This is a genomic window from Paenibacillus marchantiae (genome assembly GCF_028771845.1).
Lineage (GTDB): Bacteria > Bacillota > Bacilli > Paenibacillales > Paenibacillaceae > Paenibacillus > Paenibacillus marchantiae.
The window spans coordinates 2,787,027-2,802,874 of sequence record NZ_CP118270.1 but is presented as its reverse complement, the minus strand read 5'-3'; the positions used below and the strand labels follow the sequence as shown (position 1 = coordinate 2,802,874).

General features: G+C 47.5%; 15 protein-coding genes. 5 read left to right on the top strand and 10 right to left on the bottom strand.

Annotation, left to right across the window (positions count from 1 at the left end):
- Positions 1–176: 176 nt before the first annotated feature.
- Entirely contained in the window at positions 177–872 is a 696-nt protein-coding gene (locus PTQ21_RS12770; protein WP_231952780.1) for a threonine/serine exporter family protein, read from the top strand.
- Positions 873–891: 19 nt separating this feature from the next.
- Positions 892–1,341, top strand: a complete 450-nt coding sequence (locus tag PTQ21_RS12765) for a threonine/serine exporter family protein (RefSeq protein ID WP_063564353.1) — start codon at positions 892–894, stop codon at positions 1,339–1,341.
- 243 nt (positions 1,342–1,584) lie between these two features.
- On the opposite strand, the gene PTQ21_RS12760 is transcribed toward PTQ21_RS12765, so the two are convergent.
- The 8 genes from PTQ21_RS12760 to PTQ21_RS12725 form a co-directional block, all read right to left on the bottom strand.
- Positions 1,585–3,447 (bottom strand): transglycosylase domain-containing protein, encoded by a 1,863-nt coding sequence (locus PTQ21_RS12760; protein WP_274570086.1) that lies wholly within the window; start codon positions 3,445–3,447, stop codon positions 1,585–1,587.
- Positions 3,441–4,229: a hypothetical protein gene (locus PTQ21_RS12755; protein WP_274570085.1), complete on the bottom strand. Its 789-nt coding sequence runs from the start codon at positions 4,227–4,229 to the stop codon at positions 3,441–3,443. Before PTQ21_RS12755 ends, PTQ21_RS12760 begins: the two co-directional genes overlap by 7 nt.
- A gap of 168 nt (positions 4,230–4,397) precedes the next feature.
- Entirely contained in the window at positions 4,398–5,534 is a 1,137-nt protein-coding gene (locus PTQ21_RS12750) for a sensor histidine kinase (protein WP_072734244.1), read from the bottom strand.
- Between the two features lie 54 nt (positions 5,535–5,588).
- On the bottom strand, positions 5,589–6,311 hold the full coding sequence (locus PTQ21_RS12745; protein ID WP_063564620.1) for a response regulator transcription factor: 723 nt from the start codon (positions 6,309–6,311) through the stop codon (positions 5,589–5,591).
- Positions 6,312–6,645: 334 nt separating this feature from the next.
- The gene (locus tag PTQ21_RS12740) at positions 6,646–7,113 is read right to left on the bottom strand and encodes a DinB family protein (RefSeq protein ID WP_256336556.1); all 468 of its coding nucleotides are present in this window, start codon (positions 7,111–7,113) and stop codon (positions 6,646–6,648) included.
- A gap of 175 nt (positions 7,114–7,288) precedes the next feature.
- Positions 7,289–8,233, bottom strand: a complete 945-nt coding sequence (locus PTQ21_RS12735) for a DUF1963 domain-containing protein (protein ID WP_064639896.1) — start codon at positions 8,231–8,233, stop codon at positions 7,289–7,291.
- Between the two features lie 155 nt (positions 8,234–8,388).
- Positions 8,389–9,678 carry an ammonium transporter gene (locus PTQ21_RS12730; protein WP_274570082.1) on the bottom strand — a complete coding sequence of 430 codons (1,290 nt, stop codon included), beginning with the start codon at positions 9,676–9,678 and terminating at the stop codon, positions 8,389–8,391.
- A gap of 2 nt (positions 9,679–9,680) precedes the next feature.
- Positions 9,681–10,094, bottom strand: coding sequence for a hypothetical protein (locus PTQ21_RS12725; RefSeq protein ID WP_063564360.1), 414 nt, complete (start codon positions 10,092–10,094; stop codon positions 9,681–9,683).
- Between the two features lie 282 nt (positions 10,095–10,376).
- On the opposite strand from PTQ21_RS12725, the gene PTQ21_RS12720 reads away from it, so the two are divergent.
- Positions 10,377–10,877: a DinB family protein gene (locus tag PTQ21_RS12720; protein WP_175383772.1), complete on the top strand. Its 501-nt coding sequence runs from the start codon at positions 10,377–10,379 to the stop codon at positions 10,875–10,877.
- 86 nt (positions 10,878–10,963) lie between these two features.
- Here the strand turns inward: PTQ21_RS12720 and PTQ21_RS12715 are convergent, their stop codons facing one another.
- A complete protein-coding gene (locus tag PTQ21_RS12715) occupies positions 10,964–11,467 on the bottom strand; it encodes a GNAT family N-acetyltransferase (RefSeq protein ID WP_063564362.1) in 504 nt (167 codons plus the stop codon).
- Positions 11,468–11,567: 100 nt separating this feature from the next.
- Complete coding sequence (locus tag PTQ21_RS12710; protein ID WP_274570080.1) at positions 11,568–12,716, bottom strand: M23 family metallopeptidase; 1,149 nt, start codon at positions 12,714–12,716, stop codon at positions 11,568–11,570.
- Between the two features lie 217 nt (positions 12,717–12,933).
- Here PTQ21_RS12710 and PTQ21_RS12705 point away from each other — a divergent pair, with 217 nt between their 5' ends.
- A complete protein-coding gene (locus PTQ21_RS12705; RefSeq protein WP_274570079.1) occupies positions 12,934–13,701 on the top strand; it encodes a response regulator transcription factor in 768 nt (255 codons plus the stop codon).
- Positions 13,698–15,458: a sensor histidine kinase gene (locus PTQ21_RS12700; RefSeq protein ID WP_274570078.1), complete on the top strand. Its 1,761-nt coding sequence runs from the start codon at positions 13,698–13,700 to the stop codon at positions 15,456–15,458. The genes PTQ21_RS12705 and PTQ21_RS12700 overlap by 4 nt, the downstream gene beginning before the upstream one ends.
- Positions 15,459–15,848: the final 390 nt, after the last annotated feature.

The window sequence follows — 15,848 nt, the reverse complement described above, 5'->3', positions numbered from 1 at the left end:
AATATGATACAATGGTGTCGGCACCAAGCCTTATCTCATATGAACGGAGCTTGATCCGGTTGGAATATATCCCTCATGATCCTCCACCCGTGCCTCAGTCTGAGACGGAGCTGGTTGGGACAAATCATACTGAACAATCCCGCGTGATTGCAATCTGTCTATTGGCAGGCAAAATCATGCTGCAAAGCGGCGGTGAGACCTATCGTGTGGAAGATACGATGAAACGCATGGCTGCCGCGCTGGGCCTTCCCCATTCGCACAGTTATGTTGTGCCCACAGGTATCTTCTTCTCGGTTGATGCAACCGAGCCTGCCAAGCTGATACGGATCTCTGAACGAACCACAGATTTGCACAAGGTATCCGAAGTGAATGCCGTTTCCCGGCGTATTGGACAAGGTGAATTGTCCGTTGAGGATGCCTATGCATTGTTACAACAAATTGAGGGACAGCCCTCCTCCTATTCTGCAGTTGTGCGGCTTACGGCGGCGGCATTATCCAGTGGGTGCTTTACCATTATGTTTGGTGGAGGCTGGGTCGACTTTCTCCCTGCGGTACTCTGCGGTGGTATTGGCTATGCAGCGGTCATTGCCTTCCATCGGCTGGTACTCGTGAAATTTTTTGCCGAGCTGACAGCTTCATTTGTCATCGGTCTGCTCGCCTTTTTGCTTGTGTATATGGGCGCGGGTCATGAACGGGACAAAATCATTATTGGCTCAGTCATGCCCCTGGTACCGGGACTGCTGATTACCAATGCTGTGCGTGACCTGATGGCCGGGCATCTTGTGTCCGGGTTATCCAAGGGAGCCGAGGCGTTTCTGACGGCTTTTGCGATCGGTACCGGCATTGCTGTTGTTTTTTCACTTTTTACGTAAGATGGAGGAGTTGCAGGTTATGCTTCATTTTATTGAACAGGCCCTGACCAGCTTTGTTGCCTCGGCCGCATTCGGTATTATTTTCAACGCTCCTCGGCGCATGCTGCTTCACGGTGGATTTGTCGGCATGATCGGCTGGATCATCTATATTGTGCTCGAATATGCTGCGGATGCTGTTCCTGCTACCCTGGCAGCGACCATCGCGGTAGGTGTCATCAGCCAGCTGTTCTCCCGCATGTTTCGCGCGCCCGTCATTATCTTTAGCGTGGCAGGTATCATTCCGCTCGTCCCCGGTGGACTGGCTTACAATGCGATGCGTAATTTTGTGCAAAATGATTACGGTGCAGCCATGGAGATGGCTGCCAAAGCACTCATGTTATCCGGTGCCATCGCGATCGGACTTGTATTGTCCGAGGTGTTGAACCAGATGATTCGTCGTATACCTGAATCATTGCGAGCAAAATCCTAACACAGCAGAAGAATATATTATCACTAAACTAAAACGATAAAGGCCTGTTGGAGACAGGGTAAACGCTGTCCTTCACGGGTCTTCTATATTTCCAACCAATGTTGAGCCGTTATCATCAAATTTTGCAGTGTTTTGTTTTCATCCTTGTATCCATTTGTGTGATAACTGTACAATCCATAAAAAAGAACTCCCCATGTCTTTTGGACAATCCTTGTCCATTGGTGTACGGTAAACCATTCTCTTTTATGGTAATGCACGCTTCATAACCGATGCAAATAAATCCGCCGCCACACCACTTCCGGATCTCATATAATGCTCTGCATCCGTACGATCAAATCCCATCCAGACTGCAGCCGTCCACTTGCTCGTATATCCTACAAACCACAGATCCCTGTTCGCCTCCTTGCTTACACCAGGTAATGCAGCTTGCGTTGTTCCTGTCTTCCCCGCTACCTTATGCTGACTCAGCTGTGCCCTTCTACCTGTTCCTTGACTGACCACATCTTGGAGCATGCCGGTCATGGCAGTTGCCGTGCTGGTGGATATCACCTGCTTGTTCTCTGGCTTAAAAGCATAGATTTTCCGGCCGCGTGAATCCGTAATTTCACGAATTAGATGCGCCGTATTGAACTTGCCGTTATTGGCAAACACGGAATATGCCTGGGCCATTTTTAGTGGAGACACCCCTTTATGCAAACCACCTAAGGCAATCGACAGATTAAGATCCTCCTTGCCCAGTTCAATGCCCAATCGACCTGCAAATTGATGTGCGCGTCCCAGTCCTGTCTCATGCAGCAGCCATACGGCCGGAGCATTGATGGAATTTTCAATGGCTTGCGACATCGTAACTGTACCTCTGTAACGCCCACCCAAGTTGCTTGGTTGATAACTCCCATATTTCATGCGTTGATCAGGCAGCATGCTCTCTGGCTTAAACCGACCTGATTCCAATGCAGGTCCGTATGCAATAATGGGCTTAAATGCAGAACCAGGTTGCCTTGCATCCGTGGTTGCCCGGTTAATGCCTCCTTTTACGGGGTCTCGCCCGCCCATCATCGCTTTGACTTCACCGTTATGCTGGTCCAGTATGACCATACTCGCCTGCACTTGCTCATCCTCACGATCATCGATGAACCGGGAAGATTCACGGAATGCTTGTTCCATCGCCAGCTGCGCTTGATCATCCAGTCCCGTACGAATGGTCCAGCCTGCGGATTGAATCTCTGCTCCACTCTTGCCTGTGAGTCGGGAAGCCTCCTCGATTACCGCATCCAAGGCAGACACGTAGGCAGGCAATGTTGAGCCTGGAGTCGATGCAGATGTTGAATTTGGCGGTGTATAGTCCACACTTCGCGCCTCATCCATCTGTTTCTTTGTAATGATTCCTTGCTCATGCATGAGTACAAGAACCACAGAACGCCTCTCTTTGGACAGGTCTTCCCGATCCACCGGATTGTATATGGAAGGTCCCTTCGGGATTCCGGCCAGCGTAGCCATTTGCCAGATCTCCAGCTGTCGTAGATCCTTAATCCCGAAGTAGCGCCATGCCGCGGCTTTAACCCCGTATTGCTGGCGTCCCATATAAATATGATTCAAATACAGCTCTAATAGCTCATCCTTGCTAAATCTCTTTTCCATCGCCATGGCAATCGACATTTCATTCACCTTGCGAACCAGCGTTTTATCTCCGTTCAAATAGAGATTTCTGGCCAGTTGCTGTGTAATTGAGCTGCCTCCCTGACTCAGGTTCATATGTAAAACATCCTGCATAACCGCCCTGCCAATTCCGATATAATCCAGTCCATCGTGGTTATAGAAACGTCGATCTTCCGTAGCCAGAAACGCCTGCTTTAACAGATCGGGCATATCCATCAAATCGGCATACTCCGCATATCCCTTGGTTTGTACTTGTAATCTCGAAATTTCTGTTCCATCCGCATTGCTAATGACGGTGGAAGAAGCCACCGAAATGGCCTCAGGATGATTGCGAAGTACACCTTCGCCGTAAGTAACAATATAGATGTAGCCGACCGCTAGCAAAATAACGATGACTACAGAGGCATCAAATATGTGATAGATACCGCGCCTTATGCTGGATCTCAACATTCAGGCTCCCTAAATACATGTGGATTGGAGCCTGATTGTTCCTGCGGCTTCATTTCCATAGAATCCAGGGCAAGCTCCAGCCTTAACGTCTGTTCATACGCCAACCTGACCCAGTGCTGAACCTCCGCTTCATCCCGACAGCGGCCTTCCATGATCGTATCCAGCGAAGAACGAACACCGTAGAGAGTCAGTTTAATCGGCAGATCGGCACTTATGCGACCAGATTGTGATCCAAGCAAATCTGCTTGAATACGTTGCTTATGGCTTCTCTCACTTTCTAACACCATTTGTTGCCGGCTACTTTTATCATCATACATACTAGAATTGAACCAATCTTCGCCTCTCGGCTCTCGATCTATCCATTCCTGGTCTGAACTATGTAAGCGCTCCGCTTGAATACGTATCGCAATGTCATTCAGATCCGCGGCAATCTGTCGCAACTCTCCTCCGTTCAACACTTCTATCTGTGCTGGAATTCGGCCATTTGCCAGTTCATGAGTTCCACGACCAATCACCTTGAGGTCATCTGCAATCTTCTGGGATCGAATCCAAAAAAACAACGCAAACATACCCCCACCGATGAATATAACCAATGGCGTTGTACCGATATGGTTTATCACCCAGTACATAATGCGAGTTATTCCTGTTGTCTCCGATAGGATATGATGGTGGGCAAAACGTAACATGTGATAAACGACAAATAGGAGCGCTACGCTAAGTAACGCGCTTGCTCCGGAAATATATATGTAGCTCAATCTGACTGTACGTAATAATAATCTCATATTCGGTATCCTCCTCAATTTTGAAGTTCATGTGTACGATTGAGGTTAAGAATACCGAATATTTCTTAATGAGGAAGTGGGTAACTTCTTATCATTTTCTTAATTCAGCATTTAGCATAGATGCTGAATCAAGAAAACTCTCTTATATAAGAAGAGGATTCTGCCAGGTTACCGTTCCTCTGTATCTCTGTTCATCGGAGGAGCAGTCACCGGAAAACGCGTAACAAAATCAGTCCGGCCCTGTTCACTGTAGGCAGTGATACTCCCGCGATGTAATTCAATCATGGATTTGGCAATAGCCAGCCCCAGTCCGGTGCCGCCTGTGTCGCGAGAGCGGGATTTGTCCACCCGGTAGAATCGATCGAATAAGTGCGGCAAATCCTGCGCCGGAATGGGTTCACCATAATTGCTAATGCGCACCACAGCTTCTTCACCTTCAAGAGACAACGCAATCTCCATCACTTTACCCTGTGCCCCATAACGGATCGCGTTACTGAACAGGTTCTCATACGCACGAACAAGCTCGCCAGGAGCGGCCTGAATCCATAAAGGTTCTTGTCCACCAATGATCTTGTATGTCATACCCGCTTCTTCCAGCATCGGAGCGAACTCCTCCGCAAGCTGCATCAGGAATGGATTCAGGTTCAAGGAAGTCAATGACAAGGGTAAGCTACCACCACTGACACGGGTATATTCGAACAAATCGTCGATCAGCTTCCTCAATGTTAAGGATTTCTCGTACGCAATACTTACGTAATAGCGCATCTCAATTTCATCCTGGTATCGATCTTTCTCTATGTATTCCAAAAATCCGAGAATGGAGGTCAGCGGCGTCCTCAAATCATGAGAAATGCCTGTAATCAATTCATTTTTGGCAGCAACTGCGCTGCGCTCCTCCTGCAATGACAGCTGCAATTGTTCAGCCATCTGATTAACACTGGCAGCCACAACGCCAAATTCATCCGATGTCTTCACTTCGATCCGATGAGACAGCTCCCCTTTGGCAACTTCCTGAATTCCCGCCGTAATCTCGTCCAGAACCAGCATCACCCTGCGCGTGAACAGGAAAAAGAACAGCACAAAGCCAAGTATGCCAACCATAATCATTAATGGCACCGACCCAATATGGTTCACCAGCCACCTGATGCCCCTTGCAGGGATCGAATAATTAGGATAGGTCTGAGCCGCTAGAATGGAGTGTACAACTTTGCTGCCCCCATACAAAATAGCCGCCGTCAAAATGCCACTCAGCAGAAATGCGTAGATAAATTTCCACCGGACTGTGTTAATTAATTTTGAATTCATCTAGGAACTCCTTGCTCACGCTCTGTATCCAATTAACCTCATAGACGCACGTGCTTATTGTGGTTTGATCATCTTATAACCAACACCCCATACCGTCTGTATGAACTTGGGATGTTTGCTGTCGAGTTCGATTTTCTCACGAATCTTGCGGATATGCACCATGACTGTGTTGTTGGACTCCATAAACTCTTCTTTCCAGACCTGTCTGTAGATCTGCTCCATACTCAGCACAGAGCCTTGATGGCGCGCCAGCAGCTCCAGAACGGCAAATTCACGTGGAGTCAAGCGAACAGGCTGCTCATCCACCCAGACCTCATGCGTATCGGTGTTGATGACCAGATCGTCAATCACCCACTCATGCTCCTTGCTTTCCCGGCCCTCATTGAAGGTATGGTACCTGCGAAGCTGTGACTTTGCCCGTGCCACAAGTTCAAGCGGGTTAAACGGCTTGGTCACATAATCATCAGCACCGATGCTCAGCCCTGTGATTTTATCCATATCCATGCTTTTGGCGGACAGCATAATGATCGGCATTTTCTGCTCTTCCCTAATTTTCATACATGCTTCAATTCCGTCCATATTCGGCATCATGACATCCAGAATGATCAGATCAATTGGCTCTTTCTTCAATTGCTCAAGCGCCTCGATCCCATCACTGGCTGTCAGAACCCGGTATCCTTCATTGCCAAAATAAATCTCCATCAGTTTAATAATATCCTGCTCATCATCCACAAGCAGAATGGTTGCTGGCTGTGCCACGGCATTATTCCTTTCCATTCCATGAATCATTGCTTGTTCAAAGTATACCACTAGGAAATGAATCTGCGAAAATCATCGCCCTCGGAAAGAAGCAAAAACGTTGGATTTCCGGTAAACTGAGTACCCTCCATAATGGAAACGATTATGGAAACCCGATGCAGCTTCTGAATAGGTTCCTCTCTCTCATCAGTAGTATTGTTTTCTTCCATTTCGCAATCTCTATTATTAACATATAGTATCGTCGATCTAATCCTTGCTTAACCGTTGCTTGTTGCGGATAACATGCTCTATGTATTCTATTAAATCTTGCTCTATAATTAGGCAGAACCTCAAATTATGGACCTGGATCTATCTATTCAAACAACGCTACTTTGGGCTCTATTCCAGTCAGTGTCAGCATCGTATGCAGTTGACCCCTGTGGTGATACACATGTCCCATGATCTCAAGCAGCCACTCCAGACGACTGTACGAAGCTCCCCAATAGGAGTCAGTCACCTGTAATAATTCCTCTGTATTAAACTGTCTATATCGATGATAGAGGTACATCTGATTCGCAATCAGCGCTTCTTTGATCTCACTCAGTGAATTCGGCTGATTTTCCTCGTAAAACAAAGCCATTTCTTCTTCGGAAGCTCCCTCCGAAATATGTACATCTGCACGACAAATGACGGATAGATGAGAAAGCAATTCTCCGACCGGCCGTTTGCCCTCAATCGGAGTCAAAGCCAAGTCTTGCTCCGACAGTTGGTCACATAAATGGATTAATGATGTCACTGCCACATCAATATGTTTAAATGCAGACTGAATCAACAGAAACACTCCCTTTTTATCCCATTATATAGAACGTATGATCGCTAATCAACCATAAATTCCCCCTTTATATATAAACCAGCTTTGATCGAAAACCAACAATAATGAACAAAAAAAAGTCCCTCCTCCCCCATATAGACGGAATTTGGGACATTTTGTTGCTCCGATGATAACAAACATGAACTCAACTTGAATATAACGAACAATACGTTTGATCGAATCGTCCTGCGAACAAGTCAGCCTTACGAATGAAAAATTGCAATTCCCCACAATCCCACCATTGAAAACCGATAGCGTCATGCGTATCAATTTTTAATAGAAGCAAGGTATCCGCAAGCTCTTGTTGTGTCCGTTTCTCATCCCCGCCATAATGTTCAGTCAGCTTCCTCTCACACGCCTGCTCGTCATAAGTATACTCTTCACCAAGTACGATCTGTAACAGCGCCTGGTGTTCGGCATCCGGATGCTGACCGTCAGGGTATCCAAACATGCCACCCCAGTTCTGCGTACTCGGATGATTCCAGCTGGACTCAAATTCCAGGTATCGGTCATATAGACCTTCCTCCCCTTCGACAGCTACCGTTCCACCAGACAGCGGGGCGGCGATTGCATTCAGAGCCAGAGAATCAATGTATGCATATGTAGGAAACTCGAGATTAGGCAGCACTGTTACCGAATGTGCTACAAAATCGTCCTTACCCAGCGCGGTTTCGCCATCAGGCTCTCGCCTTATCAGGTTATGAGCGTCCGGCTCGTAAATCACACGATGCTCAATATGATAAGCCGGTTCATCCACACCAATGAAGAAGTATAACATGCCCCGTTCGGGCAAACTCCCGCGCCCATCATTAGGCGTATATGGCGTCAAATCCACGAGATTCAACTGGGCCAGGAACGTCATGGGCACCCCGTCCTGTGTCAAAGGCCATTTCATGTTGCTCGGCAGATCCGGATTTCCACCTACACGTGAATTTCCTGTTCTGCGATACTCATCGATTGTCGATACATCAAGGCGAATTCCCCAACGGCTTGAAGATAACAGCAGATCGGCAGCATTACCCAATCCATACTCCTCAAGAGTTTTCCGGGCTTTTCTGGTCAGACGTTCACATTGTTCAGGTTTAATCATACAGATCCTCCCCTTCTGACAATACATCTATGGTGAGACATATTCAGGTTCACACCTGTATATTCTTCCGCTGAGTCTTCTTTCCCTGCTTCTTGCAAAAAAAGAGACTGACATCCGGTGTCAGTCTGCTTCCTTATTATCCAGTCGGTTCATTCTTAACGATCCCGATTCGGTGAATCATTCTGGAAAGCACGAATATGCTCCTCGCCATCTAAAAATTCATGGGACTGGTGTGCAGCCATTACACCATGATAACTAATATCCAGACCCAAATCTTCCTCTTCTTCCGTGGAACGGACAGGAACGATCTTGCCAATCAGTTTCAGACCAATCCAGGTCATGACAAATCCCCAGACGACCAAAGCCGTTAGGCCGAGCGCCTGAACACCCAGCAGCCTCCAGCCACCTCCCATGAACAAGCCACCATCGGTTGCAAACAAACCCACGGCAATCGTTCCCCACATCCCGGATACAGCATGAACAGGGAACGCACCCACCGGGTCATCAATCTGCCTGCGGTCCAGCCAATTCGTTGCAGCCATCATGAGTAATCCAGATACCGCCCCGATGAATATCGCAGCTACATCACTGACAAAAGCACACCCCGCCGTAATACCGACCAGACCGGCCAGCGAGCCATTAATGACCGATGGTGCGTCTGAACGATTGAATCGGAACAAGGTGTAAAGCAGTGTAGCCGCACCGCCCGAAGCAGCAGATAACATCGTAACGATGGCAATGTGACCGATCCTTACATCAGTCGCACTGAGCGTACTTCCTGCATTGAAGCCAAACCAGCCGAACCACAGCAGAAATGCACCTACAGATGCCAGCGGCAGATTGCTCGGAAGCGCAATGGCACTCACGCCAAGCGGTGTGTATTTGCCTTTACGCGGCCCAATAATAATCGCGGCGGCCAGTGCAGAGAACCCGCCCAACGCGTGAATAACTGCGGAACCGGCAAAATCCTGCATCCCCAGCTTGCCGAGCCAACCGCCGCCCCATGCCCAGTGTCCACCAATCGGATAAATGATTGCCGTCATCAATATGATGTACAGCAGATAGGCACGAAAGTTAATCCGTTCAGCTACAGCACCCGATACGATGGAAATGACGGCAATGGTGAACGCGGCCTGGAACAGCCAGAATGTTTCCAATGAAACGGGTACATCCAGGTGAGACAAGTCTCCATTGAGGAAAAATCCGGTTATGCCTACAAAACCTCCGGCATCAGAGCCATACATCAAGCCAAATCCGATGGCATAGAAAAGCAACGTTCCAATCGTAATGTCAGCGAAAACCTTCATAATAATATTTACGCTATTTTTATAACGTACAAAGCCAGCCTCCAGGAGCGCGAATCCGCCCTCCATCAACAAAATCATGGCTGCACTCAGTACGACCCAGACCGTATCCATCCCGGAGCTTAACGTCTCCAAAGTCATGCTTATACATCCTCCGTTTCCCTAAGCTGTCTAATCTCCCGGATCGTTTCGGGCGTAAGCTCGATTTCATCCCGTTCGATGCTGTCCGGATGCTTGATTCGTTCAGCAATGCGGTCCAGTTCTCGTATCCGCCGCCGGATTTGTTCCATTTTGCGAAAACGTTCCTTCACCTGGACCATATATTCCACCGCCTGGTGATGGGATGCAGGGCGGCCTGCGAACCATTTGCGTACAGTCGACAAGGATTGATAAGCCACTTCTTCCGCACGTTTTTTTTGTTCGAATTGTTCAATTTTATGTTTAAGCGTTTCGATCTCATTTTCTTTTTTGACCTTGAGCTGTTGGATAAGGTACAATAAATCGGACGATGATATTTGCAATGCTGTATGGTGATACACCTCATCAATTACTAACATACCATGTCAGGACTCCTTACATATCAAGTTACTTGTTATCGATTATAGAGTCCCGCACTACTTAGCGTCAATTCTTTTTTTGGCGATGGCATGATTTGATATAACCCGTTTATAAAAACCGCTTTATTCTCATGCACATAACATCATCTAACAAGGGTATTTAAACACATCTTCGCATTCAACTTTCAGATCCTCTATGATGTATATTAAGCATCCACATTTTAGGCACTGCACTTACACAAGCTGACATCATAGAACTCATTTAAAGGAGAGGATCGCACGATGTTCACTCGTAATGACGACATTCGGAGCCAAATTTGGGAAGCCGTCTCTGGACTCAATGAAGAGCAATTGAACCTCCAACCCACACCTACTCACTGGAGTATTATGCAAGTTCTCCGTCACCTGAATTTGATGGAAAACATCATTGTGAAGCAAGCCCACGCCGCTCTAAAGAAAGAACAGACCGTTGCTGTGGACAAAAAACCATATGAGCTTACACTGGATCGCAGCCACTCTGTCAGCGCCCCGTCTCATCTCCAGCCTCCTGCGGAACCAGAAACGCTGGCGAATGTACGACATGACCTGGAAGACTCACATCAAGCATTGATGCACGTTGCACAAGATCATGAGTCTGAACTGCTGCGAAGCAAGTCCTTTCTTCACCCGGTTTTCGGTGAGATGGATCTGGCTCAATGGGTCGATTTTGCAAGCTATCATGAAGAGCGTCATCTGGCACAGATTCAGGATATTAAACAAAGGCTTGGCGTGTCGCACACCTAAGTCATCCCCTATTTACTCGATGTAAGCAAAAATAACCTCCAATCCACGCATTGTGGATCTGGAGGTTTCATTTATTTTGATACATGCTATATTTTTTTGCCCAAAATCGCCAAATCCCGGTTGACGCCATCCAGCACAGCCACTTCAGGGTAATAGCCCCACTGTTCAAAGCCATGCTTGCGTAATAACCCCAGACTCGGTTCATTATGTCCAAACACAAATCCCAGAATCGTCTTGATTCCAAGCGCAGGACAAGCGTCAAAAATGGTGTTCAGCAAACGTCCGCCAGCCCCAATTCCCCGGCACTGCTGATCCACATACACACTGACTTCCACCGTCCCATTGTACGCAGGTCTTCCATAAAATGAACCCAGGCTAGCCCAGGCTACAACCTGTCCCTCAAGTCTCATCACCCAGAGTGGGCGATGATCGGAAGAATGCTCCTCAAACCACGGAATACGTTGCTCGACGGTCACCGGCTCCAAATCCGCCGTCACCATTCGGCTCTCAATCGTAGAATTATAGATCTCCACAATCCTTGGTAAGTCCTCACGACTCGCATACTCAATCTGTACACTATCCAGCTTCATGTCTACTCCTCCATCATCCAGATCGATTCTATCTTATGACGGTATTATAACGGAGGAATGAAGTCGACGTCATCCCCCAACATTCAGCTTAAATCCATATTTACTCAGACAACCCTTGAATCGTGTTCCCCCGGGTTAACTGCTGGCTCTGATCCGCCCAACGAATGTTAACAGAACGGGAAGTGAATAGATCCGGGCCGTCCGATACCTGGAAGTGCAGATGAGCTTCACTGGAATTACCTGAGTTACCCAGCTCTCCAATGAGGTCTCCCTGCTTGACTTTATCCCCTTTTTTGACGGCCACACTGCCTTCCTTAATGTGCCCGGTGATGCTGTATTCTCCGTTTCCATGGTCAATGACCACATTATTACCCGCTGGTTCTTCCGGGTTCATAACACCTGGTATATTATCTGGAATATCATTCTTGATATCGACTACGGTTCCGTCCGCAGCTGCATAGAGCGGCTCACCAAAAGCGTAGTAGTTTTCGTTCACCTTTGCATCTCCGTTGTAACTGAAAGCTGCTTTGGTGCGAATGATATCTAGCGCATAGCGCTGTGTTTCATGCTCGTAATGATAGTTTGACATCACATCATTGCCTCCCCAGAACACATACCATTCACCCTTCATTGGGAATTGAAATTCTGTTTTGGTGAATGTTTGATCCGTATCTTCATGGGGTTCCAGTGGTTGGATTAACAGCCCTTCAATCTGATTTGCTTCGGTAAAATAAGCTTGAATTCCTTTGTCTCCTGTTTGATCCTTCCAGGCGAGCTCAGTTAAATGATTCACTTTGGCATTCACCACTAGATCAAAGGAAGTTACGCCCTCAAGGAATTGATCCGCAGACGATTTAAACTGTTCAAGCGTTAGTGCTTCCTTCAACTCGGGACTCATCTGACTGTAGATGGCATCCTTGGAACCGTTCATTAACGTATCGATGAAATTGTCGGGTGTAATGATGGCGCTCACCTCTGTACCTGAATTCTCTGCCTGATGGGTACTCTCACTCGCTTCATTGGCATTTGTCGTCCGTTCCTTGGACTGCTGCTCCGCCTGCTCGGATGTAATCGAGTTACTGTTACCGCAGGCAGACAACATCACGCAGGCTCCAAGGGCAATGGCAAGCAACTTCCAGCTCTTTTTGCTCTGTAACTTCTCATGTGCAGCATATCCTGATTTCGGAAGACTTCCCCCGCCATTTAAGTGATTCGCACGAATTTTAGATCCTTCTTTTAAACTGTCCATTCTCTACATCCCTTCTGTGTTCGTTATACTTTCCTGTTAAGTGTACAGAATGAATCTTATCCTTCGTCTAACCCATCCTTACATGTAGTTAAACTGTAGCGTCTTCTATGGCTTCATAATTAAGATTCCGTTAAGATAGCTCACACACTACATAGCCCTTTCGGATGGTATGATTAGCAATAAACAAACAGGAAGCCCTAGGAGGTCATTTCACATCATGGATCACGTCTCCATACTGCTAGTTGATGATGAACAAGCCATTTTACATATGCTCAAAACCGTCCTGCTCAAAGAGCAATTTGTAGACATCGACACCGTTACCACTGGAGAAGAGGCGATTACCGCCTGCGAAAATAAAACCTATCACTGCATTGTGCTGGACATCATGCTGCCTGGCAAAAGCGGACTGGAGATCTGTCCCTTTCTGCGGCAGGTGACCGATGCACCGATTCTTTTTCTGACCGCCAAAACAACGGATTATGACAAGTTAACCGGATTCGCCGTTGGCGGCGATGATTATGTCGTTAAACCATTTAATCCACTGGAAGTGGTCGCCCGGATCAAATCACTGCTGAAACGTTATTTACCTACCAAAATGGCGGCGACTACAACGGCGTCTCCACCCTCTTCTGACGTAACTTCGTCATCTCCTGCCGTGCAGGAAGGGGTATATGATTTTGGTCGTTTTCAAGTATTTGAACACGCCGGTGAACTTCAGGTTGAAGGACAGCCTGTAACCTGTCCGGCTCTTGTCTACCAGCTGCTGCTCTTTTTCTGCAAGCATCCAAATCGTATTTTCACCAAATCGGAATTGTATGAGCGTGTATGGGGTTCGGAATCCATCAGCGATGACAACACCGTTATGGTTCATATTCACCGTATTCGTGAGCGGATTGAGGCTGATCCCTCTAACCCTACGTTTCTCGTCAACGTCCGGGGGCTGGGGTACAAACTCATTCAGCCTAACCAAGTGTCACGCGCATGAGTATTCGTCGCAGATTAATGACCCGATTTATCGGTATGCTTGCTGGCGCAGTCGTTCTCATCATCCTGTTGGGTTCGGCAGCCACCTATTGGGTTGTTCAAAAGGTAAATGAAGTAAGCCTGGTGGACGACTTCGCTACCAGTGGTCTTGACCAACTGATTAATACCGCAGAAATCATGCCCGATGGGACGGTCCGCTATGATCCCAGGCTGCTGAAGCAGGTCGAGAAAAATCAGGGATGGCTTCAAGTTGTGGATGAAAAAGGCTACGTCATTGATGATTTTAATACACCGGATGACGTTCCGAAGCAATACAAGCCTGGAGAGCTGATCGCTTACTGGGAGGCCAAGAAGCCGTTCCCATACCAGATCGTCATGCTGATTCGGGAGAAAAACGGCGAGATGTTCACCTTGCTGTACGGCGAACGCAATCAGACCAAATCCTTACTCGATCAAGCCCGTGAGGACAGTCATTACACCAATGGAGAGCTTATACTTCTCCCCAAACAAGAGGATGCCATCCGTTCCAAAGGTGCCTATCTGCAAATTTTGGATGCCTACGGTCAAGAGCTGGTCTCTTATAATAAACCTGCCATGGGCGTTCCCAGCAGTTACAACATACAGGAACTGGCTTTGCGTATTCGTTATCCCAATCGATATGGAATATCGATCGCAACCTTTTACGATGAACAGAATGGCACGACCTGGATGCTCAGTATACCTGTCGATCCAACTGCTACAGGGGAAGAAAATCCCTATAATTTCATTTTGACCCCAGTGCTCATCGTGCTGATCCTATCCGTTGTCATTTTGCTAATTCTGCTGGCCCTATGGTACGCCAATCGTTTCGGTTCCCCCATGCTGCATATGCTCCAATGGCTCCAACGACTAGAACAAGGACATTATGAAGAACCCAAAGGCATTGGCGGCATACCTCGCAGTCAGCGACGAAATGGCAAATGGAAACGGAAATACCACGTGTATGCCGAAGTGCTTCGCTCCATGCAGGCATTATCCGCAACATTGAAACAAGATGAAGAGCTTCGTAAACAGACCGAAGCTCTGCGTGAGGAATGGATCGCCGGAATAACGCATGATCTCAAGACACCGCTATCCTCCATCCAGGGATACGCCCATATGCTTGAAGCACAGAAATATAGCTGGTCCGCGGAAGAAGTAAGAGAATTTGCGGGCATTATGCTGGATAAATCCATGTATATGGACCGACTTGTGAATGACCTTGCCATGACGTACCGATTGCGAAGCGGTGGATACCAGCCACCTGTGGAAGAAACTGACGTAAATACGCTACTTCATGATCTCGTCCAGCGTGCAGAACGCAACCCGGTATATGGCGAGGGACGTATTGTTTTCCGGCCTGCGAAAGTTCCGGTATACGGCCATGTGCATATTCCTTCGTTTGAACGCATTGTGGATAATCTGACCGCTAATGCCCTTCTGCATAATCCAGCGGAGTCAACTCTGACCGTTAGTGTGCATCCGGGTAAGCAGACAGGTGAGTTCAGTGTTCATTTTGCCGATGACGGTCAAGGAATGGACCCGGAACTGGTCTGGAGGCTGTTTGAACGATATTACCGAGGGACGGATACAGGCACGTCCGATGTCGGATCAGGCCTTGGCATGGCGGTAACAAAAGGGTTAATTGAAGCGATGAAGGGTCGTATTGAAGTGCAATCGACTTCTGGTGAAGGTACTGTCATTCGATTAATATGGGATGGACAATCAGAACATGGGTGAAAAACATTCCGCTTGACCTTTTCATTTTCAGTCTATATAATCGACACTCAATAACACCTGTTCCAATATATTGATATGGACTTCAACGATATTAAGATCAATTCAATGGATATCGATTTTGCATATTTGGCGATGACCAGAGACAAGATTCCGTTTGCGTGCTGCCCAGAGAGAGAAGGGATTGGTGAAACCTTCTTCAGCGAACGGACCGGAATTACCCCTCTGCAGCCGTGACCTCGAACTTCAGCTTTTCGGTCTTCTTCATGAATTCCCGACAAAGCTGTCAGTAGAGTTCACCGCCTGATCCCCGATAACGGATTCCAATGAGGGTTATGATGTTCTTGCTTGCGGCGGCTGGTCGTGTTCAGGAGCATTCATAACCAAATTAGG

What these genes read in the sequence shown, in the direction of transcription:
- PTQ21_RS12770 (WP_231952780.1), top strand. Translation starts at nt 177, where the DNA reads ATGCTGCAAAGCGGCGGTGAGACCTATCGTGTGGAAGATACGATGAAA.
- PTQ21_RS12765 (WP_063564353.1), top strand. Translation starts at nt 892, where the DNA reads ATGCTTCATTTTATTGAACAGGCCCTGACCAGCTTTGTTGCCTCGGCC.
- PTQ21_RS12760 (WP_274570086.1), bottom strand. Translation starts at nt 3,447, where the DNA reads ATGTTGAGATCCAGCATAAGGCGCGGTATCTATCACATATTTGATGCC.
- PTQ21_RS12755 (WP_274570085.1), bottom strand. Translation starts at nt 4,229, where the DNA reads ATGAGATTATTATTACGTACAGTCAGATTGAGCTACATATATATTTCC.
- PTQ21_RS12750 (WP_072734244.1), bottom strand. Translation starts at nt 5,534, where the DNA reads ATGAATTCAAAATTAATTAACACAGTCCGGTGGAAATTTATCTACGCA.
- PTQ21_RS12745 (WP_063564620.1), bottom strand. Translation starts at nt 6,311, where the DNA reads ATGGAAAGGAATAATGCCGTGGCACAGCCAGCAACCATTCTGCTTGTG.
- PTQ21_RS12735 (WP_064639896.1), bottom strand. Translation starts at nt 8,233, where the DNA reads ATGATTAAACCTGAACAATGTGAACGTCTGACCAGAAAAGCCCGGAAA.
- PTQ21_RS12730 (WP_274570082.1), bottom strand. Translation starts at nt 9,678, where the DNA reads ATGACTTTGGAGACGTTAAGCTCCGGGATGGATACGGTCTGGGTCGTA.
- PTQ21_RS12725 (WP_063564360.1), bottom strand. Translation starts at nt 10,094, where the DNA reads ATGTTAGTAATTGATGAGGTGTATCACCATACAGCATTGCAAATATCA.
- PTQ21_RS12720 (WP_175383772.1), top strand. Translation starts at nt 10,377, where the DNA reads ATGTTCACTCGTAATGACGACATTCGGAGCCAAATTTGGGAAGCCGTC.
- PTQ21_RS12715 (WP_063564362.1), bottom strand. Translation starts at nt 11,467, where the DNA reads ATGAAGCTGGATAGTGTACAGATTGAGTATGCGAGTCGTGAGGACTTA.
- PTQ21_RS12710 (WP_274570080.1), bottom strand. Translation starts at nt 12,716, where the DNA reads ATGGACAGTTTAAAAGAAGGATCTAAAATTCGTGCGAATCACTTAAAT.
- PTQ21_RS12705 (WP_274570079.1), top strand. Translation starts at nt 12,934, where the DNA reads ATGGATCACGTCTCCATACTGCTAGTTGATGATGAACAAGCCATTTTA.
- PTQ21_RS12700 (WP_274570078.1), top strand. Translation starts at nt 13,698, where the DNA reads ATGAGTATTCGTCGCAGATTAATGACCCGATTTATCGGTATGCTTGCT.